This window comes from Fulvitalea axinellae (genome assembly GCF_036492835.1).
In the GTDB taxonomy this organism is placed as follows: Bacteria; Bacteroidota; Bacteroidia; order Cytophagales; family Cyclobacteriaceae; genus Fulvitalea; species Fulvitalea axinellae.
Map to the genome: position 1 here is coordinate 3,645,793 of NZ_AP025314.1, position 20,604 is coordinate 3,666,396.

20 protein-coding genes are annotated in these 20,604 nt (G+C 45.6%); 13 read left to right on the forward strand and 7 right to left on the reverse strand.

The genetic code is table 11. The features are described 5' to 3' along the window. Window positions 1-110: 110 nt before the first annotated feature. The 4 genes from AABK39_RS13785 to AABK39_RS13800 all read left to right on the forward strand — a co-directional run bounded on the left by AABK39_RS13785 (window position 111) and on the right by AABK39_RS13800 (window position 4,242). Complete coding sequence (locus AABK39_RS13785) at window positions 111-545, forward strand: hotdog fold thioesterase (RefSeq protein ID WP_338391920.1); 435 nt, start codon at window positions 111-113, stop codon at window positions 543-545. Continuing rightward, window positions 542-1,735 carry a chorismate-binding protein gene (locus AABK39_RS13790; RefSeq protein WP_338391921.1) on the forward strand — a complete coding sequence of 398 codons (1,194 nt, stop codon included), beginning with the start codon at window positions 542-544 and terminating at the stop codon, window positions 1,733-1,735. The genes AABK39_RS13785 and AABK39_RS13790 overlap by 4 nt, the downstream gene beginning before the upstream one ends. Window positions 1,736-1,751: 16 nt before the next feature. Continuing rightward, on the forward strand, window positions 1,752-2,945 hold the full coding sequence (locus tag AABK39_RS13795; protein WP_338391922.1) for a twitch domain-containing radical SAM protein: 1,194 nt from the start codon (window positions 1,752-1,754) through the stop codon (window positions 2,943-2,945). A gap of 97 nt (window positions 2,946-3,042) precedes the next feature. After that, window positions 3,043-4,242 (forward strand): carboxypeptidase-like regulatory domain-containing protein, encoded by a 1,200-nt coding sequence (locus AABK39_RS13800; RefSeq protein WP_338391923.1) that lies wholly within the window; start codon window positions 3,043-3,045, stop codon window positions 4,240-4,242. A gap of 111 nt (window positions 4,243-4,353) precedes the next feature. On the opposite strand, the gene AABK39_RS13805 is transcribed toward AABK39_RS13800, so the two are convergent. Continuing rightward, window positions 4,354-5,406 (reverse strand): hypothetical protein, encoded by a 1,053-nt coding sequence (locus tag AABK39_RS13805; RefSeq protein ID WP_338391924.1) that lies wholly within the window; start codon window positions 5,404-5,406, stop codon window positions 4,354-4,356. Window positions 5,407-5,565: 159 nt separating this feature from the next. Between AABK39_RS13805 and AABK39_RS13810 the strand changes: the two genes are divergently transcribed. The 6 genes from AABK39_RS13810 to AABK39_RS13835 all read left to right on the forward strand — a co-directional run bounded on the left by AABK39_RS13810 (window position 5,566) and on the right by AABK39_RS13835 (window position 12,335). Next, window positions 5,566-7,065 (forward strand): NAD(P)H-hydrate dehydratase, encoded by a 1,500-nt coding sequence (locus AABK39_RS13810; protein ID WP_338391925.1) that lies wholly within the window; start codon window positions 5,566-5,568, stop codon window positions 7,063-7,065. Window positions 7,066-7,307: 242 nt separating this feature from the next. Further along, window positions 7,308-8,189 carry a decaprenyl-phosphate phosphoribosyltransferase gene (locus AABK39_RS13815; RefSeq protein WP_338391926.1) on the forward strand — a complete coding sequence of 294 codons (882 nt, stop codon included), beginning with the start codon at window positions 7,308-7,310 and terminating at the stop codon, window positions 8,187-8,189. A gap of 23 nt (window positions 8,190-8,212) precedes the next feature. Beyond that, the gene (locus tag AABK39_RS13820; protein WP_338391927.1) at window positions 8,213-8,806 is read left to right on the forward strand and encodes an HAD-IB family hydrolase; all 594 of its coding nucleotides are present in this window, start codon (window positions 8,213-8,215) and stop codon (window positions 8,804-8,806) included. A gap of 29 nt (window positions 8,807-8,835) precedes the next feature. Beyond that, a complete protein-coding gene (locus tag AABK39_RS13825) occupies window positions 8,836-10,572 on the forward strand; it encodes a DUF6044 family protein (RefSeq protein ID WP_338391928.1) in 1,737 nt (578 codons plus the stop codon). A 17-nt stretch (window positions 10,573-10,589) separates the two neighbouring features. After that, window positions 10,590-11,522 carry an AraC family transcriptional regulator gene (locus AABK39_RS13830; protein ID WP_338391929.1) on the forward strand — a complete coding sequence of 311 codons (933 nt, stop codon included), beginning with the start codon at window positions 10,590-10,592 and terminating at the stop codon, window positions 11,520-11,522. Window positions 11,523-11,594: 72 nt separating this feature from the next. After that, window positions 11,595-12,335 carry a hypothetical protein gene (locus AABK39_RS13835; RefSeq protein WP_338391930.1) on the forward strand — a complete coding sequence of 247 codons (741 nt, stop codon included), beginning with the start codon at window positions 11,595-11,597 and terminating at the stop codon, window positions 12,333-12,335. Window positions 12,336-12,440: 105 nt separating this feature from the next. Here AABK39_RS13835 and AABK39_RS13840 read toward each other — a convergent pair whose 3' ends face one another. Continuing rightward, window positions 12,441-12,941 carry a DoxX family protein gene (locus tag AABK39_RS13840; RefSeq protein WP_338391931.1) on the reverse strand — a complete coding sequence of 167 codons (501 nt, stop codon included), beginning with the start codon at window positions 12,939-12,941 and terminating at the stop codon, window positions 12,441-12,443. Between the two features lie 201 nt (window positions 12,942-13,142). Here AABK39_RS13840 and AABK39_RS13845 point away from each other — a divergent pair, with 201 nt between their 5' ends. Beyond that, the gene (locus AABK39_RS13845; protein WP_338391932.1) at window positions 13,143-13,685 is read left to right on the forward strand and encodes a hypothetical protein; all 543 of its coding nucleotides are present in this window, start codon (window positions 13,143-13,145) and stop codon (window positions 13,683-13,685) included. Between the two features lie 83 nt (window positions 13,686-13,768). On the opposite strand, the gene AABK39_RS13850 is transcribed toward AABK39_RS13845, so the two are convergent. From AABK39_RS13850 to AABK39_RS13870, 5 genes are read right to left on the reverse strand one after another with little or no spacing between them, the layout of a single operon-like run. Beyond that, window positions 13,769-15,025: a glycosyltransferase gene (locus AABK39_RS13850; protein WP_338391933.1), complete on the reverse strand. Its 1,257-nt coding sequence runs from the start codon at window positions 15,023-15,025 to the stop codon at window positions 13,769-13,771. A gap of 3 nt (window positions 15,026-15,028) precedes the next feature. Then, the gene (locus AABK39_RS13855; RefSeq protein WP_338391934.1) at window positions 15,029-15,943 is read right to left on the reverse strand and encodes a hypothetical protein; all 915 of its coding nucleotides are present in this window, start codon (window positions 15,941-15,943) and stop codon (window positions 15,029-15,031) included. Further along, on the reverse strand, window positions 15,940-16,464 hold the full coding sequence (locus tag AABK39_RS13860; protein ID WP_338391935.1) for a KdsC family phosphatase: 525 nt from the start codon (window positions 16,462-16,464) through the stop codon (window positions 15,940-15,942). The genes AABK39_RS13855 and AABK39_RS13860 overlap by 4 nt, the downstream gene beginning before the upstream one ends. A gap of 52 nt (window positions 16,465-16,516) precedes the next feature. Further along, window positions 16,517-17,560, reverse strand: a complete 1,044-nt coding sequence (locus AABK39_RS13865) for an N-acetylneuraminate synthase family protein (protein WP_338391936.1) — start codon at window positions 17,558-17,560, stop codon at window positions 16,517-16,519. Beyond that, window positions 17,557-18,312, reverse strand: a complete 756-nt coding sequence (locus tag AABK39_RS13870) for a cytidylyltransferase domain-containing protein (protein ID WP_338391937.1) — start codon at window positions 18,310-18,312, stop codon at window positions 17,557-17,559. Before AABK39_RS13870 ends, AABK39_RS13865 begins: the two co-directional genes overlap by 4 nt. A gap of 147 nt (window positions 18,313-18,459) precedes the next feature. Here AABK39_RS13870 and AABK39_RS13875 point away from each other — a divergent pair, with 147 nt between their 5' ends. Together AABK39_RS13875 and AABK39_RS13880 are read left to right on the forward strand one after the other, a co-directional pair. Continuing rightward, a complete protein-coding gene (locus AABK39_RS13875) occupies window positions 18,460-19,935 on the forward strand; it encodes a lipopolysaccharide biosynthesis protein (RefSeq protein ID WP_338391938.1) in 1,476 nt (491 codons plus the stop codon). A 100-nt stretch (window positions 19,936-20,035) separates the two neighbouring features. Beyond that, on the forward strand, window positions 20,036-20,530 hold the full coding sequence (locus AABK39_RS13880) for a C40 family peptidase (protein WP_338391939.1): 495 nt from the start codon (window positions 20,036-20,038) through the stop codon (window positions 20,528-20,530). Window positions 20,531-20,604: the final 74 nt, after the last annotated feature.

Below are 20,604 nucleotides of genomic sequence, written 5' to 3' on the forward strand. Positions count from 1 at the left end.
TTACGAAAATAGCCGTTAATCGCCCCTGAAGCAACTGCGGTATCCGTATTGTTTCGGTTGGCGGAAGTATATAGAAATCGTACACTCGCACAAACACACCCCGAACGAAGATGTCCATTTTCAACAAAAATGCCACGCTGGAGATAATGAACGCCACCAGCAAAGACACGCTGGTCCAACATCTGAAAATCGAATACACCGAAATGGGCGAAGATTTTCTGAAAGGCAAAATGCCCGTAAACCCGACCACCCACCAGCCACACGGCGTGTTGCACGGCGGGGCGTCAGTGGTTTTGGCCGAAAGCCTGGGTAGCGTGGCCGCCAATATGGTCGTGGATTACCGCAAACAATATTGCGTGGGAATGGAAATCAACGCCAACCATATTCGTCCGGTGGTCGAAGGGTACGTCTACGGAACGGCGCGTCCATTACACTTGGGATCAAAATCGCAGGTGTGGGACATTAAAATCGAAAACGAGGAAGGAAAACTCGTGTGCGTAAGCAGGTTGACAGTGGCGGTGTTGGACAAAAAACAGCAGGGATGAGCAAAGGCTTAGAGACGAGAGCGTATACGGACAACCAGCAGGCCTTTTTCTTTGGCCAAATAAAAAAAATGGCCGCTTGGGCCACCCAGACGGGAAAAGCATTCGCTTTTTGGCGAGAGCCTAAATCGGATAACATTCAGGCCGTAGCGGATTTTTCCGACAAAAAAGACAGGCTTACCGATCAGGTTAGAAACAGGGAAAAAGGCTTTGCCATAAGCCCTTTTAGCCAAAACTCCGACGGATTTTTCATCAAAGCGGACCTATACCTTAGCCAAAACGGCGACGGATCTCATAGCGAAGACTTGCTGGATCAAATTTTCGAAGAACATACCAAAGCTCCTGAGGAAGCCTTGCACTATCACTTATCCGAAGGGCAAGAAACATCCACCCCGACACAGGAATCGGATTACAAAAAAATGGTAACCGACGCCGTAATGGCTATCGAAAGCGGGAAATTCGAGAAAGTGGTGCCTTCGAAAATGAAGCACGAGACTTTGCCGGATAACTTCGATCTGTTCCATACATTCCTCAAGGCTTGCGAGAAATATCCCAGCGCTTTCGTTTGCGTTTGTTCCCTTCCCGAAGTCGGAACATGGTTTTGCGCCACGCCAGAGATTCTAGTACGACAAGATGAGGAAGGAATCTTCAGGACAATGGCTTTGGCGGGCACCCAAGTAGCCGACCCCGAAGTGCCGCTGGCCGAAATCGCTTGGCGACAAAAAGAAATCGAAGAACAAGCGCTTGTCAGTCGTTACATCATTAATTGCTTCAAGAAAATCCGCCTGCGGGAATTCGAGGAACATGGTCCGAAGACTGTCCGGGCCGGAGGGCTAACGCATCTGCGCACCGAATTCAGGGTAGACACCCATGCGGTAGGACAACCGGAAGTCGCTCACCAGATGCTCGAACTTCTGCATCCCACTTCGGCGGTGTGCGGAATGCCCAAAAAGCCGGCCACTGAGTTTATCGAACTTCACGAAAAACATGACCGGGAATTTTTCAGCGGATACCTCGGCCCTTCCAATATTTCGGGCGTCACGGCCGCGTACGTAAACCTGCGCTGTATGAAAGTGCTCGCCGACAAGGCCATGCTCTTTGCCGGCGCCGGCGTAACGCAAGACTCCGACCCTGAAAAAGAGTGGAAGGAAACGGAAGCCAAGTGCATGACGCTACTGAACACGCTCCGCTAAGAATCCGCAAAACCGAATGATGGACTTAGAACAGGCGCTCCAGACTCCATTCTGTCCAATGCCGTGGCTTCATCTCCACGTCAGCTACCACGGGCGGGCGCAGGCCTGTTGCAACGCCGTTATTCCTTTCGGAAATATCAACGATAACAGCCTAACGGAAATTCTGGACGGTGAGAGCATCCGGAATTTCCGTAAGAAAATGCTCGCTCTTCAGCCCGACAACCGTTGCTCTACCTGCTACCGGAGGGAGGAAACCGGGCAAGAAAGCGACCGCACGGAAACACTAAGGAAATTCGCCGAAAAACTGCCGGAGATTTTCGACAAAACCCAACCGGACGGCTCCACCGACATCAAACCGGCTTATCTTGACATCCGGTTTTCCAACCTTTGCAATCTCCGTTGCCGTACTTGTTGGCACGGCTACAGCTCATCGTGGTACGACGAAGCCAAACAGCTCAAACGCACCGCCTCCGACAGCGCCGTAATCCATAATATCGAAAACACTGAGCTTTTTATTTCCCAACTCGAAAAAACCGGAATAGTCCCCGAAGAGATCTTTTTCGCCGGAGGAGAACCGCTTATTTCCGAAGGCCATTCCTTACTAATTAATTGGCTTTTAGAGAAATGCTTTACCAAAACTCGCTTGCGCTACAACACTAACCTCAGTACGCTGGAGTTTAGAAAGAAGTCCTTTATCCCGCTCTGGAAACAGTTTAAAAATGTTAGCATCGGCGCAAGTTTAGACGCGTCGGGAACACGAGGCGAATACATCAGAAAAGGTCTGGATTGGGATAGGGCTTTACGCAACCGCGAGGTTTTGAAAAGGGAATTACCACTGGCTGATTTTTTTATCGCGCCTACAGTAAGCGTTCTGAATATGGCCCAACTTCCCGCCTTCCACCTCGATTGGTTCGAACGGGGACTTATCGGAATCAATGACATTAAGCTCAACACCCTCGAAAGGCCTTTCCATTTTAACATCAAGAGCTTACGCCCGAAAGATAAAGTGCGTTGCGCAAAAATTTGGCGTCAACATATTGAAAAAATCAGGACAATCGAGGGCATAAACGATTCCACATTACAATCTTTCGAAGCCTGTATCAATTTTATGGAAAAGGAAAATCTGGACCGTTACGCCACGAAATTCGATCAAGAGACAAAAAAGCTCGACGAGATGCGCAACGAACGCTTTTCGGATTTGCCCGATTGAGATTTTCGCTGTTTTTTGTTACGAATTTATTTTTCAATTGTCATCCTAGCAAACACACTCCGCACAACGGTCACTTTTTCACAAAATCAGTAACCTCATGAATAGGAAAGCATTATTCATCGCACTCGCTTGCCTTTCTTTTTGTTTCGGCCTCAGCGCCCAAAGCCTCAAAGGAATTGTCCTTGACGCCAATACCCAAGAGCCTGTGCCTTTCGCAAACGTTTTTATCGACAACACAACAGTCGGTACGGGCACAACGCCCGACGGACGTTTCCAGTTCGAGACAGGTCCCGGACCTTTTACGCTCGTCGTTAGTTCTGTCGGATACAAAACGCAGGCTTTTTCAATTGAAACTCCCGAAAAGATCGAGTTACGAATAAAGCTCCACCCCGATACGCGAATGCTCAATACAGTCGTTGTGGAAGAGGATCTCAGCCAATGGGAAAAGCATTACGCCATTTTCAAGAACTATTTTATCGGCTCTCCGGGGACTCCGTTCGTGGACCAATGCGAGATTCTCAATCCAAAGGTTTTACATTTCGATATGAACCATAGGACTAGAGTGTTCGAAGCCTGGGCCGACTCATCCCTCCATATCCGCAACAAAGCCCTGCGCTACGACATCTACATACACTTGGTGGATTTCAAGGTATTCTTTGCCAAACAGCGGAACCAAATGCGATATTTCACCCGCTTTATGGACCAGACTGACGGTAAGCCGAAAGGCGCGCGAAGAAGAGCGGACAAAAAGAGACGGTTCGCTTACTTCGGCTCGCGCCTACATTTTTATCGATCCTTATATCACGACCAGCTCAACGCTTCTAATTTTGCGGTCCGCCGAATACTCGAATTCCCAAATCCACACAGGCCCCAACAAAGCTTGATCAATAAAAATCTTAAAAAATTCAGAGCCCAAATTCGTTCTAATACATCCAATGGAAAAAAAATCATGATTTCAACCCCAATAATGGACTCCTTGCGATATTGGAAAAGAATGAACCGCCTGCCAAAATTCCATACTACAATAGTACGCGATCTTTTGCCCGCAGATTCACTTATAGACGAAAACAAAGAGATTTTTTTCAATGGGAAAATCCTTGTGTTGCACAACCCGGGAAAAGAATCGATGCGAGAATCGGATGTTATGAAAATAACTACGGAAAAACTTCCTGTTCTGTCAAACGGCCAAGTGGCTAAAGGGCATTTGTTGGTCTGCAATAGGGATTGGGCAGAGATGAAAATTGCAGTGCTTTTGCCTATGGATTATAAGCCATTATCGAAGAAGCGAAAAAAGTAAAATCCGCTCTCAAGCCATAATAAAAAGATCTCTGACCGTTCCGCTTCACCTTCATGCAAAAGGAAACAAGAATGGTCAGAGATCTTAATAAATTACGTGTCTGAATTTCGATCACTCATTCTCCATACGGGAAAAAGTCACATCGAAAAACGGCCCAAGATCCGGATTTTTGGTTACGTGTGTCAGATTCCAAGTCGTGTTATCCACTTCAAAAGCCTGAATATACCACGGTCCATCGCTTTCGGCTATATTCAGCTCACCGTCTTCATACCGCCAAGTAGCGTCCACCATCTTGTCCAAACGATTCAGTAACTTCACGTTTCCATCCGGCATTAGATGAACTTCTTTGAACGGAAAAACATTCGTACGGTCATCACCCGTTGGGTTGTCGCTGGCCGTAAGAAGTTCCCACCCGCTTACCAGTTTATACCAAACCGGATCAATATCCATCAAAACCGTCAGCGTTTTTCCTTTATCGACATGTACAACACCGTGTGACGCATGATCAGCCATTCTAGCCTCGAATTCCTCGCCATCTCCCTTATACATGTAAACGTCACCTGTCAGCGGGATTTTATAGAGTAAATAGTAATACCCAGTTGGCAGATCCTCACAAACCGCTTTACCGTCTTCCAAGTCACCGCTATAAACCTTCCGCTCCCAAAGTGCGTGAAGATCGTTTTGCAACACGAAATTGTCCGGCGTTTTTGGGACCAACGCCACCGTTACCGCCAGGTCCGAAGCCAACAACGGCTTTCCTCCCGAAGTAAACGCCACGTTCACATCCCCCGTGAAATCTTCAGCGTTTATATAAATCGAATTTCTTTTGTCTCCGATCACTTGAACCGCCGCCTCAAACTCGTAATCCTTTTCGTTTATTGTCGTTCTAATATTCGCCACGTAAGTGCCGGCCAAAAGCGCTCCGAAATAAACGATTCCATCGTCATCAATCACTTTTTTACCCAATGACTTGGGGGTATCACCAGCTTCATAAGTCCACAATGTGATATCACCCGAAGTAGCCACGGTTCCCTCAGCATCCATTACCCGCATATAAAGAGTTCCCGACGCATCGGAATTCCTTACATCAATCTCGTCATCAGAACACGAGGCCAGGCCGAAAACCATAGCCGCCAATACAAACATTCCCCACTTTACTCGCATCACTCTTTTTATTTTCTCAATATTTAAAACCTCAACGGAATGATTCCAAGGCCTTAACCAAGGCAAAGTGTAGATGGTTTTAGCTTATAGCGACGGATTAACCGAGCAAAAGAAAAGTAAAAAGGTTAATTTCCCTTACCGAAAAAACTCCTCCGGCTAATGAAAATCCTAAACGCAAAACAAATTAGGGAAGCTGACGCCTTCACGATAAAAAATGAGCCTATCGCTTCCTTAGCCTTAATGGAGCGGGCCTCCACGGCCTTTACCCGTGAATTTGTACGGTTATTTCCCAAAAAAGACAGAACCGTACACATAATTTGTGGGCAAGGCAATAACGGCGGCGACGGTTTAGCCGTGGCGCGTTTACTTTTTGCGCAAGCGTACCGAATTCGGTTAAGCCAAATTATCTCCGAAAATAGCACTGACGATTTCAATAAGAATCTGGAACGCCTTCCGAAAGAAATCCCACTCGAAAAAATCCGTTTCGCCACAGAATTGAAGGTATCCCCTGAAGAAATCACTATCGACGCACTGTTAGGGTCGGGCCTAAACCGCCCACTTGAAGGGCGTTACCTTGAGATCGCCGAAGAGATTAACGAAAACGCAACCGATACCATAGCCATAGACGTCCCCACGGGGTTTTGTTGCGATGCCCCAACTGAAAGCGTAGCCGTAAAAGCTACCTATACCATCAGTTTCCAATTTCCTAAGCTGGGTTTCTTACTTCCCGAAAACTCAAAATTCACTGGAAAATGGCTTGTGGCAGAAATCGGTCTACATCCGGAATTTATCGAAAAGGAAAAAACACCTTATACCCTAACAGAGGCAAAGGACATCCGCAAGGTTCTTCGCCCACGCGAACATTTCGCCTATAAAGGCGACTACGGCCATGCAACGCTAATCGCCGGGGCTTTTGGCAAAGCGGGCGCGGCCGTCCTATCCGCAAAGGCTTGTTTGCGAACGGGCGCAGGACTGCTCACTGTCCGATGCCCGGAAAAATGCGTTGACACGTTGCAGTTTTCCGTACCCGAAGCCATGTGCGATCTGGACTCGGAAAAAGAATTTCTCAGCTCCCTGCCTGACCTTTCGAAAAAGAGCGCAATAGCCGTAGGTCCTGGTATAGGCACGGCTCTCGATACGCAGAACATGATCGGCGAACTTTTGCGCATTTCCCCCGCCCCACTGATTCTGGATGCCGACGCATTAAATATCATCGCAATGCGCGACTGGATAGACAAAATCCCGGAAGGCTCCATACTCACGCCACATTTGGGTGAATTCAGGAGATTGGTGGGCGAAAGCCGTGACGGGTTCCAACGCTTGGAAAAACTCCGCGAACTATCCGCTTGGACAAAATCCGTCATAGTTTTGAAAGGAGCGTTTTCAGCCATAGCCACACCCGACGGACGTGTCCGCTTCAACGGTACCGGAAACCCCGGCATGGCCACCGCCGGCAGTGGCGACACGCTCACGGGAATCATTACCGGATTGCGCTCGCAAAATTATTCCGCCGAAGAATCGGCGGTTTTGGGAGTTTACCTCCACGGCCTTGCGGCCGACATAGCTACGGAACGTAAACAAAGCTACGAATCATTGATCGCATCGGATATTACGGAACATCTGGGTTTGGCTTTTCAGAAGGCCCAACACCTTCGTTAACTTCTGGTTTTGAAAAATTGCCTTACATACCTCCTTCTGTTTCTTCCAAAAAAAGAGGGCGTTCTCCATTTATCTCCCTTCAAACCTCTTAGAAAACCCACGCCAAATTCACTGCAAACTCAATAAATCAAAATATTTTACTATTTGTATGAATTTATCGATTTAGAAATCAACTTTTTCACTCGTTCAAATGTCTTTTATCTAACCTTAGAGATAACAATAAACAAACATCAATCTATAGGATGAAGGAAAAAACTATCCAGTTAATCCTACTGACACGAGTTCACCAATGGATCAAAAACACTTTTATATTTCTCCCGCTATTTTTCAGCGCTCAGGTCTTGGATTCCCAAAAGCTGATTACTACAACTCTTTGTGCATTGGGTTTCAGCCTTATCGCTAGCGCTGTGTATGTTTTCAATGATCTTTGCGATATCAACGTTGACAAACTTCATCCGGAAAAAAAGAAAAGACCATTAGCTTCAGGAGCTATCAACCGAAAGGAAGGTGTTGCGCTAATCATTTTTCTATTGTTAGCAGGAACCTCTATTATTGCGTTTTCCGGAGCGAATCCTTGGATCTTTACACTTATAGGATTGTACCTTTTTCAAAATTTCCTTTATTCCGTCTCGCTCAAGCATATCGCTTTACTTGACGTAACCCTAATTGCCATAGGGTTCGTTTTACGCGTACTTATCGGTGGCGTTGCCGGTGATATTGAGCTCTCGTCATGGATTATTATTATGACATTCCTCTTGGCTTGTTTCCTGGCCATTTCAAAAAGGTACGACGATGTGAGAATCATGGAATCCACATCCGTGGAAGTACGAAAAAACCTCAACGGCTATAATCTAAGCTTCGTTACCATTGCCATGGCAATCTTGGCTGCCACGGTTATTATTTCTTATATCCTATATACGGTGTCACCGTCCGTCACCCAACGACTCGGTGAAGAATCGTTCTACACATCACTGTTTGTCACGTTGGGGATTCTGCGCTATCTACAGTTGACGATCGTCCATGAAAAAAGCGAATCGCCCACCAAGGTCTTGCTTCGCGACACTTTTCTGCAAACCGTGATTTTGCTGTGGGTTTGTTCATTTGCCTTTATCTTGTACCTCTGACTTCTCCAGCTTCGTCTGAATTTATGGAAAAAAAGACCATCGCCGCGTTCGATTTCGATCTGACACTGACTGACAAAGACACCCTTTGGGAATTTCTGGTTTTCGCCTTCGGCAAGAGGAAAGTGCTTACGGGACTAGCCTACTGTGCTCCGGATTTGATAGGGATGAAAATGGGACTTCGAAATAATGGCCAGACCAAAGAAAAACTGATCGGGTACTTTACGAAAGGAATGTCAGAACGGGTATTTACAACGGCTTGCGAAGACTTCACCCGCAACCGTTTGCCTTCGATTATAAGACGAAAAGCACTCAACAAACTGCTTTGGCATCAAGACAAAGGACACGAGCCAGTCATAGTCAGCGCAAGTCCCGAAAATTGGATTCGCCCATGGGCCAGCCAATACTCCGTTGAGGTTATCGGAACGAAGCTACTGACATCAAACGGGACACATAGCGGGCTTTTCGCCTCAAAAAACTGTTCAGGTAAGGAGAAAGTAAGACGTCTACTGGAGTTTTTCCCAGAAAGAGAAAACTATACGCTCTTCGCTTATGGCGACAGCTCCGGAGACAAAGATTTACTGGCCTTCGCCGATTATCCTTTTTATCGACGATTCTAGTCTTTTTTACCACAAACGGCCCTCAACCAATGCGTACGCTCCTCTCTATTTTTTCAAAAGAAAATCGTTTATTCACCTTCGGTCTAACTTCCATTATCCTATACTACCTCCCTTATTTGATTTTGGGAGAAAACAGTTATATAAGAATCCACGATAATCTGGACGGGGAAATCATTTACAGGATTTTGCTCTCGCAAAACCCCGGAGAAAAAATAGATCAGGTGATGAACGGCTTGCCGACATTCACCATGATGTCACGCCATAATGTTGTTGTTTGGATTTTCAAATTATTCGAGCCGTTCACCGCATACCTTCTCAATGATTTTTTCGTTCGTATTATCGCTTTTTTGGGAATGTATTTTCTTCTAAAAAAGAAATTTCTCGACAATGGTCCTTATTCGGAAACCATTGCCACCGGCGTCGCCGTATGTTTCGCCCTGATTCCTTTTTATTCGATTTTTTCTGGCCTTACCGTTGCGGGGCAACCTCTCGTATTATTCGCATTCTTAAACCTTACAGACCAAAAGCCTTCTCTTTGGAACTACTTGATCATAATCATTTTCACCCTTTATTCCTCTTTGGTGTTAAGCGGCGTTTTTATATTGGCTGGTCTTGGCGCGTTTTGGTTGTTTCTCTTTATTAAAGATAGGTCCCCAAAGCCTCACTTCCTTATTGCGCTTACCCTCCTAACCATTTGTTATCTTGCCGTAGAAGCGGAATTGGTCGGATCATATCTATTTCAAAAAGACTTTGAGTCACACCGAAACGCACAAGTATTTTATCAACCTGAAATTCTCCGTTCCATCATTAAAAGCGTACAGTTTCTTTCGAAAACGCATTATCACAGCGGCTCATTTTACACAGTCCTTGTCGCACCACTCGCCGTTCTGGTTTTTCTATTTATCAGGCCTCGCCACAAAGCCACACTACCAGTTTCGATAGTCATTTTAACCATCGTTGGGATATATTTCGCTTTCCCGTACATCCGTTTTCATTTTGGAGAAGAAACCAAAATCCTCAAAGCCTTTCAATGGGACCGGTTTTACTTCCTGTTGCCTACATTATGGATGATACTTTTTGCCCTAACATTATTTTCTTTAGAAAAATCAAAACGCTGGAAAAAATGGATTCCTGTCTTTATTATTCTTCAAGCGAGCATAGTGATCGGCGGAGATATAGATTACCTAAACAATTACAAAACGATCTCGGGAAAAGCTTCCGACCAACCCAACTATCGACAATTTTTTGCCTCTGATCTTTTTGCAGAGATCAAAACGAAAATCGGTGAAAAAGCTCCCAACTACCGAGTTGTCAATGTAGGAATTCACCCTGCCTGCGCCCTTTACAACGGCTTCCATACTCTGGACGCTTACCAGACTAATTATCCGATGGCCTATAAAAACGACTTTAGGGAAATCATCGAGCAAGAATTGGATCGCAACAAATTAATCTCAGATAATTTTGACCGTTGGGGAAACCGTTGCTACACCTATTCCAGCGAATTGGGCCTAAATTCTATCAATTCAAAAAACGTAACTGACTCACTTATGGATTTCAGGTTCAATACCAAAAAATTCAAGGCGATGGGCGGTTCACATATCATCAGCGCTGTTCCGATAAAATGTTCGGCAAGAAACAACCTTCAGTTTGTAGAAAAATTCGAAAACGACAGTTCTTTCTACCGTCTGTATCTGTACAAGGTAACAAAGCGGAAATATCCTAAACTTGGAAAAACCAATAAAATACATAATCTTTCAAACCCTTAAACCAAGAATAGAACGCATTGATCCTAAACGACTTTCCCGACATAAACTTTGTCCGAAAATTACGGAATGAGCAGTCTCCCGATTTTCAGCCGGGATCCAACGGCATTTGGCCTAACGTGATAATTCACGCCCAAAAAAAGGAAATCTTTCGTAAAGATATCGTCAGTCCGCTTTCGCTTTTTATGAATATCAAAGGGGAAAGCCATTGTACGACGGAAGGTCGAAAACACTTGATAGGTTCCGGCGAATTTTTACTTGTAAATCCGGATCAACGCATCACTTTGGAAATCGATAATCCAACAGTCACGGAAACGTTTAATATTCATATTAATACCGACTTTTTGCATGGTAATGTTCGTTCATTAATTAGCTCTGACGACGAACTGTTGAACGAGAAAACTAACGATGTACAGGCTCCCTTATTCCATAATCAACTCTACCCCAAACCCGATAATCTGCGCAAACTATCGGATTTTTTAATCGGAAATTTCGACGGACAAACATCCGTAACAAGTAATTTTTCAGAGACCCTTTCTGCTGTAATCGATTCCGTTTATAGTTCGCACCGGCATATCGCCAAAAAGATTGAGAAACTGCCCGCCACCAAGGCTTATGTCAGGCGAGAAGTCTATCGAAGGCTGGCTATTGCTACAGACTATATCCGTTCCAATTATTCCGCAAAGCTAAACCTTGACAAAATAAGCATGGAAGCGGGCTTGTCGAAATTCCATTTCCTCCGGCTTTTCAAAAACTATTTCGGACTGACTCCGGCAAAATTCCTCAATGCGATTCGTATGGAAAAAGCTTCGGAAATGCTTCGCAGTTCGGATATTCCTGTCGCCGAGGTCGCAACTTTGGTCGGTTTCGATTCCGTCAATTCGTTTATCAAATCCTTCAACCGGCATAGTCAGGGTATTTCTCCAAACGCTTTCCGGAATATGGGAAAATGAAAATAGCAATTTCGGATAATCCGGATTCACTGGCATGAGCGACCTTCATATCGCAATCAAATAAAACTAGCCATGCTTCAGATTTCTTACTTCGCATTATTGGCCTTGATCTTGGCCATGATTTTCGTTGGCACTTCTCTTACTTTGAAGCGAATGAATACTCCGCCGCAGAAACGAAAATCAATACTTTTGAAAGTCACTTTCGGTCTAATTGCCTGGTTCGCTTATGTCTTCACGCTCTCAAGCACCGGATTTATAGAAAGCCGAGATTTACCGCCCCGGATGCCTCTGCTGGGTATTTTGCCAACATTCTTATTCACCGCATTCTTTCTCACTACCCGAAGGTTCGACAATTTTATAAAAGCCATTCCTGCCAGTTGGCTGATCTATTACCAAAGTTTCCGGATCATAGTCGAACTGATTATTTGGTCAACTTTTCTGGAAGGGATCATTCCTAAAAACACTACTTTCGAAGGAACAAACCTTGACGTGATGGCTGGTCTTACCGCTCCTGTCGTCGCATATTTGGTTTACAATAAAAGAGCTTTGCCCGAAAATTTCGCTTTGGCCTGGAACTTTGCCAGTATAGCCATTTTAGCCGTTACGGTATTTACATTTATTTCCACCACCTTTTTTCCATCAATTTGGGCAAACCAATACCATATCGACATTAAAGCGTTCGCTTCATTTCCTTATGTATTCATCCCGACGTTCTTTATGCCCTCCGCATTTTTCGTCCACTTTGTTTATGTGTCAAAATATTTCAGAAAGAATTCTACCAAAGCCAAAACCGCACTTCACGCCCAAAGCTGAACTGTTTTCAATAAAAAAGCGCTGGATTCACTCATGTTCCAGCGCTTTTCTTGTCGAGATCAGTTCTATATTCTAATAAAGCGATTCCACTTTTTCCTTCAACCGCTATCTCCGGGATTTCGCCAGTTTGTGTTCGTAAACAAAAAGGGCCAACAGAATCGCTATACCATAAACGTGAAACAAGATATTAATCAAGCCGATTTTTGAAGGAAACACATCTATGTTCAATCCCGCTCTATCCGGATGTACAGCCGTGTACAGCTCCGCCATTTCTATCTGATCAGCAAACATATTCGAGGCGTCAGGAATCACAACCGTAGCCAAAGCGACCACCAATATACCGGAAAGCGCCAAATAAGCGTACCGGCGCCACGCAAACAGCACCGAACCCGGCAACACGAGCAACAGCCCAGCCAGAATCTCGAAGACCGTGACCGGATAAAACATAAGATGGCCGAAAGGGATCTGAACAGGACTCATGGTCAGATATTCCAAAAATGCCGCAGGTTGTATCAACTTGAATATTCCCGGGATTAAGAAAATCAGCCCAAGCCCCATTTTGGCTATCACGTAAAGCGGGTTTTTCATTCCTTCCATTGTGTTCATAGTTATTGGTGTGTATAGAGTTTGTAGGGTTATCAGTATGCGCCAGCTTCGTGGCAACAAGCCCTATATACGGCTACCCGAACTATTGGTTAGCCTATAAACTCTAACTTTAGCAACAATTTTGCGAGACATGTGTAAAACATCTTTCCCGACGATTGGTTTTCACAATACGTTTTCTCGATTTAACACAACATCATACTTATGAATATACGCATACTCATTCTCGCCCTTTTTGTTGCTGGACTTTATTCCTGTTCATCAAAAGAAAAGAAAAAATCACTTCCAAAAACCAACCATAGGGTCTCGGTAAACAAACTCGCTTTTAGCCCGGTGACTATTGACAAACAAGAGAACGTGAACCTAAGAATCAAATCCGGCGCAATGGCTATTTACACTGCCGGCACAATGCGCAATCACGGCATGGTTCTCTCCACCGAAAACGGAAACATTCTCTTTGTCCCTATAGGTGAGAAACTTGTAAACGAGCTTTCGCCTGTCACCATAGTCTCATTTGAACCAAACCTATCAATAGGCCAAAATATGCGGGGCTACCTTTACACCGGTTTCGATGCGGAGGAGAGTTTGCCAGTAAAACTCGCTACCCAGATTACGCTAACGGACTCTTTATGCTCGGGAAGGGTAATTGCCATATCCAGCAAAAAACCCGCTGACACCAGTGTTTTTGTATTCAACAATATGAAGGTTTTTAATTTGGGTAGGTTCGCCAGTAAAACGGAAAAATGAAAAAATGGACTTTCGGTAAAAACAAAAGGCTCCGAACTTCATATTTCGGAGCCTTTTGTTTTTTAACGTTTGTATTTGGATGATTATCTCCCCAAGGCTTTCGCGTAGAGTTCTTCGTATTTATTTGCGATAACCGGGTATGAATAACTACTCACAATACCCGCACGCGCGTTCGACGCCAAAGCTTCAGTTTTAGATTTATCGGTTAACAGTTCCTTCAGACGTAACGCCAAATCAGTTGCGTTTCCATATTCCGCCAAAGCCCCATTCCGGCCGTTTTTCACCAACTCGGGCGTTCCTCCCGTGGGAAAAGCAACCACTGGCAACCCGCAAGAAAGCGCTTCCATTATCGTACAACCGAAATTCTCGTCCAACGATGGCGTCACGTACAAATCCGACGCTTGGTAGAACTCCCGCATTTTGTCCTCGCCCCTCAGCAAACCTTTATAGCTTACCTCGCATATGATATCCGCAAACAGCTTCTCTTCAGACTCGGTCTTGCCACAAACGAGCAATGTCAATTTATCAATCAACTCAGGATTCTCTGACAGCAATTTGCCCAAAGCGTCTTTCAAAATCGAAAATCCCTTACGGGGATCGTCAAGATTAAATGCGCTAAAGGCCAACACAACTTTTTCGGGAGCAAGTCCAAACAATCTTTTCGCCGAAGCCTTGTCCCCCGCCGGAGCGAAAAGTTCGGTATCGATCGCGTTGGGAATATTTGTCAAGCTACGTTCCGAAAGCAACGAGGATTCAGACGCCAGGTCGGTAATCCATTGGCTTACACCCACAAAATGGAAATTGCCGCTATCGTAAACCTCTTTCTTCTTTTTCCAAATCTGATGTGACAAATCCTCCGGCGCAGGCTTCTTGAGGTATTTGCAATTCCCGCAAGCCTGCTGATAGTTAAGGCACTCCTGACTATGATGACATCCGCCCGTAAAAGGCCACATATCATGCATCGTCCAGATAATCGGTTTACCCAAACGGGCCAAATACTGCAATCCCTGCAAAGAGACAAAACCCTGATTTATCCAATGTAAATGAAGCACGTCCGCCTCACGAACTTCCAGACGATCCCAGATTCGGGAACCTACAGTAGCCGTCGAGAATTTATAGCGAACGGATTTATCTTTTTCATAAGGAAGAAAAAAAAGCTTTTCCAGCCCTAATCGGAACATCCCCAAACCCGAAGACTTGTAGGGCCTGGCCGTCTTTTCCGAAAACTGCACCAAACCGGACAAATGATGATCCCGGGTAGCCAGGGCATCATACAACCGATTTCCGGCAATCGCCGCGCCACCGGATTCCGCAAACGTATTCAGGAACGTAATTCTCATCCGTCAGTCTTTTCGGTAAATGTCAAGATTATGCTTTTTGGTGAAATTGGACACCAAGCCTTCTTTGTCAAGGTTGACGATATTATACGGCGAAAATTTCTCCAAAAACTCAAACGTAAGCGAGCAATTGAACAGAAACTGCCCCATCCGCTTATAAATCGGATTGTCTGCCAAACGACGAGTAACGGTTATATCGTCATAAAAATGATTGTCCTCGAAAAAAGCTTCGTTGTTCTCGTTTACGCTTACGGTTTTGAAATAATCGTTGTCCAATCCGCAAAGGTAAATTGTATCGTAACCGCAATACAGGGCGATGCTCAGCGCCTTGAACGTACTCAAAGAGTAATAGCCCAGCGGTTTGGTAATGTCCTCCACGTTATCGGTCCGGATATCGCAAAAATCAGGAAAATGGTAAACCGTCCGGTATTTGCCCAAACCCTTGAAGCGCATCGGAGCGAACAGCGCCACTTCGTCATCAATCACCGCCTTTATGTCTTCCTTGATTTCGGCCCGGCGTTTTTCCGTAGTTTCGTCAAGCAACAACCCGAAATGTCTTGGATCGCTGAATACGGCATAATCCAAACGCAAGTCGTAAACCTGTTTTATCTTGGAAATAAAACTGTTGATACCGAAAATCTCAAAACCTTCCTCCCGCTGATAACGGGCCACTTTTTCGTAATCGAGCTTCTTTAGCGACGGCCCGCCCGCCAAAATAAATGCGGACTTTCCTTTTTTGCTTCCTCTCAAAGCCTTCAGGGCGTCCATTTCCTGTTTATTCGGTCTGATATATTGGAAATAGTGTTTCCAATATTTCATGGTCAAATATATCCGCTTCATTACGGCGTCGCCCAAGCTCTCCGCCGGATTCAACCGTATGAGTTTCGCCTCCTGCTTTTCCGCCCAAGTATTTATACTCATTGATGAAATTGTTGCTGTTGCTCAAAATAAAGGGAAATCGCCTTATCAAGCTGGCCTTCCCTCTTTAGAATCGTCTCCACAAATTCGCGAAAGGCGCCCTCTCCTCCCGCTTTTTCCATAACAAAATCGGCTTTCGCTTTCACGTATTCCGGAGCGTTGGCCGGCGACGCCGCAACGCCCACTTTATCCATCAGAAGCATATCGTTCAAATCATCGCCGATATACGCTACCTCTTCCCAAATACATCCCTGTTTGCGGATAATCGCTTCCACTATTGCCACTTTATTCTTGGCTCCCATTTCCAGATAATCCACTTTCAGCTTATCGGCCCGGCGCTGGACAATCTCGGTATTTTCTCCGGTGATGATTCCCACGGGAATATTCAGAAGACGGCAAAAAAGTACTCCCGCACTATCGGAAGTATTAAACTTTTTCCACTCGTTGCCCGTGCGGTCGTAGTACATGCCACCGTCGGTCCAAACGCCGTCGATGTCAGTGAGAACCAATTTGGGTAAAGCCATTTCGGTATCGGATAATTGTGTTTCTAAAAATTATTGGGAGAAATTGTTAGGGTTAATCCACGTCGGCGGGATAGATGATTTCGTCTTGCGGAATATCACGGTTCAGTTTTCTTCCTATCAAAAGACTCCGATCCGACCACTTCACGCCGTCTCCCGGGCTGAGCAAGTGGATATCGGCTTCAGTCACACTCTCGCCGGCTTTCATCGGACGGGAAGTGGCCACCGAGCGTTCCAGTTTATGCCTTGCGGCGATCACACTGTCGGGAACTACAATTTCCTCCACTCCCATCGAGCGCTCCAAGTTCCGGATATCGCGAACCATACGTGCTACACCGTCCACGCCCAAAGATCCGGCTTGGTCGGTACCTTTCATCTGGCGATCGAGCGTAATATGTTTTTCAATCACTCTACTACCCATCGCGACAGCGGCCAAAGGCGTAGCGATACCGATAGTGTGGTCGGAATATCCAATAACGTAGTCCGAATAATTCTTCTGCAAATATTTAATCGTATTCAGATTTACGTTTTCGTATCGGGTCGGATATTCAGAAACGCAATGTAAAATCGAGACATTATTGTGGTGCTTTCCGATCATTTCCAAAGCTTCGTCAAGCTCGCGCTTTCCCGCCATTCCGGTAGAGATAATCATCGGAATTCCGGTTTCGGCCATAGCTTCGAGCAAAGGCAAATTGGTCAAATCGCGAGAAGCGACTTTCAGCCGGTCCGGAGTGAAAAGCTTCAGCATACTCAGGCAACCGACGGCGCAAAGCGTTTCCACAAACTCCAATCCTTTGGATTTGGCGTATGAGTAAAGCTCGAAATGTTGCTCGTCGTTCAGTTCCAACACTTCGCGATGTTCGCCGTAAGTCTTGCCGAAAGAATGCGGCGAATCATACGGACGATTCATTTGCGAGACGGAAAGCTCTTCTTTCAAATCACGCTTAGTCAGCTTCACGGCGTCCATTCCCCGAAGTTTTTCGCCAAAGAGCTTGTCTTCCACCGGACGCGACACCACGTCCATAATCAGCTTCGCAATATCGACGGAACCGTTGTGGTTCTGCCCGATTTCGCCTATCAGATATGTCGATTCCATCATTTTGAATTCTTGTCGATTTCTCGTTTCATGCCTTTTTCCAATTCCGGAAATTCTTCCAGAATATCGAGCACATTTTCATAAGAGCAATCCAGGTTCCGTTTTGCCAATTCTCCGAAAACCATTTGCGCCGTGGCGAAGTCGCCCGCCGTATCGATAGTCAGCCGGACGTTTTCGCTTTTCACAATCCGCTCGGGCGCCGGCGTCCATTCGCAATGGAAGATCCCGGGATTCCCGTAAATGAAATTCGTTACATGCTCCCTATAAAGCTTTTCTTCCGTAAGCTTCGACGCTTTTTCCAGAGCCCCGGCGCTCACTATTTCGCAGAAGAAACCGTAATGCGTCAAGATTGCGGGCTTTTCACCAACACGATAGCTTCTGTAATCGGACGGACTTTCCTTAAAATCCGAAACCAAACGCTCGAACAAAGCCAGATCCAGAAACGGATTATCAGCGCAAACCCGGACTACGGTCTCAAGCCCTTGACCGTTCGCAACCTGAACAAAGCGGGACATAACATCCGATTCGCTTCCGCGAAACACCTTCGCTCCCGAACTTTCCGCCACCGAGGCGATTTGGTCATCGCCCGGCAGTTCGCTGGTAGCCACGGTTACGGGGATGCCAAAGCTGTTCGATTTCAACCTTTCGATCAGGATTTCCAGAATATTTTTGCCCTGAAAAAACGGCTTGAGCATTTTCCCCGGCAATCTGGTAGAACCCGAACGGGCCTGTATCACTATTCCGATTTTTTCCATTTGGCTATAGTTCAGCGCGATGGTTTGGGAGTAAGCGCCCGGCGAGTTGTCCATCGGGCAAAAAACAATGGAAAACTACGAGAAATCATTCTAAAAAACTTAATTTCCGCCTTCTTATCCATCTTCAAAAGACGCTTTCAACTCGTAATGGGCATCGTTTTAAGGCAAAGCCTCAAATCCTCTATCGTAAATTACGCGGCCGTAGCTCTGGGAGCCGTCATCAATATTTGGTTTTTTCCCGAATATCTGAGCAAATCCGAAATCGGGATATATCGCTACGTCTTCAATGTTCCATTGTTGATCGCCGGCTTTCTGCAATTCGGCGCATCAAGTTCCATCGATCACTTCTACCCTATTTATTCCAAAAACAATAATGACCGAAACAGGTTCCTGAGTTTCGTATTTCTTTATCCACTTCCGCTGTTTGTAGCAGGCGCATCGCTATTTTTTCTCTTTAGGAAACCGCTGGACAACTTTATGATAGGCGATACGCCAGAGATGGCCCCTTATCTCATACTTTTGGTTCCACTGACATTAATCTGCATCTACCGTTCTCTCGGTGAGGCTTTATGCCGTAGCGCTCACAGAATTGTGGTGCCAAGCGTACTGCGTGATCTGGCTCCAAGGTTCGCAATTCTGTTCCTCCTGCCATTGCTGGCCTACCAAATCATCGATTTTCAAGAAATGGCGATAGGGTTAACTCTGTTTTGGGGCCTTTTCGTCATTATTCTACTATTCTACGGAGCCAAACTCAATCCCTTCCACCTTACCAACTTCAAAGCCTTCCTCACACCCGAACGCCGAAAAGAGATTTTCACTTACAATTCCTTCGTCTTTATCGGTAGCGCCGGCGGGTTAATTATCGCAAATACCGACACGCTAATGATTCCAAAACTTACGGGATTTGAGGATTTGGGCGTTTATTCCATAGCATTCTATATTGGTTCGGTTATCGAGGTTCCGCGCAAGGCACTGTCGCAAATCAGTCTTCCTATTATTTCCAAAGCGATAAAAGAAAACGATATAAAACAGGTGGAGTCGCTTTACAAGAAAACCGCTATCAATCAGCTAATCGTAGGCGGTTGGTTATTCTTGGGGATCGCCTGCAATACGGATTTTATTTTCCACTTAATGCCTAAAGGCGACGAATACGTACAAGGCCTTTACGTTATCCTGTTTATTGGCGGAGCCAGACTGATTGATATGGCTTTTGGTGTGAATAACGAAATCCTGCTCTATTCAAAATACTACAAACTCAACCATTGGATCACGATCGCTTTCGCTGTTCTGATGATCGCCTTGAATTATATTTTCATCCCTGCCTACGGAATTAACGGCGCCGCTTTCGCTACGTTTTTGTCTGTCGCTATCTACAATTTGTCTAGATTCCTGATCGTTTGGAAAAAAATCGGAACGCAACCATTCACCTTAAAGACTGGAATAACTCTCGGCTTACTCGCTCTAACCGCATTTATAGCGCTGAATATCAGCTTTTCCAATTTCTGGATCACATTCCTTTTGCGCGGAACTTGGATTACGCTAGCGATCGTAGCCGGAGTATTGGGTTTTAAGCTTTCCGACGACTTCAGCGGGTTATTCCGCAAATTTTTCAACAAAGGATAACCGCCAATGTCAGCTTGACGTTTGAAACGGAAGGGTTCCGTCATTATATTGTTAGACGGACACTCCGCTTCATGGCCCTTTTCCTTCTAACCGGACTTTTATGGAACAGAAAAACTTACGACTCCAACCATTCATAATTTTTCTAATCTTCGTACTCGCCTTGGGTTCCACCGGGTGTGGCGGACGCAAACGCGCCAATATTCGGCAGAAGCGGGTAAATACCGTAATCAGCGCGGCCAGAAGCTACAGGGGAACGCCTTACAAGTGGGGAGGAACCAGCAGAGCGGGCTTAGACTGTTCCGCTTTGACAATGAACTCGTTCAAATCAACGAATATCCACTTGCCCAGAAGCACCAAAGACCAAATCAAAATCGGGGAAAAAGTAAAACTGAACGATCTTAAACCCGGCGATCTGGTTTTTTTCGGAAGCGTAAAACGCAAAAGGAAAGTAGCGCATGTCGGAATCGTGTCGAGAGTACGGGGCAAAGGCGACGTTTATTTCATTCACGCGTCCACCAGCCTGGGCGTAATCGAAAGCAAGTTGCACACAAAGTATTACCTGAAAATCTTCAAACAAGGGAGAAGAGTGCTCTAAAGCGAAAATTTGGAGCACCTATTGCACCGTAAATCCAAACAGGCGATAACGGCGAAATCCGCCGGAAACCCTTC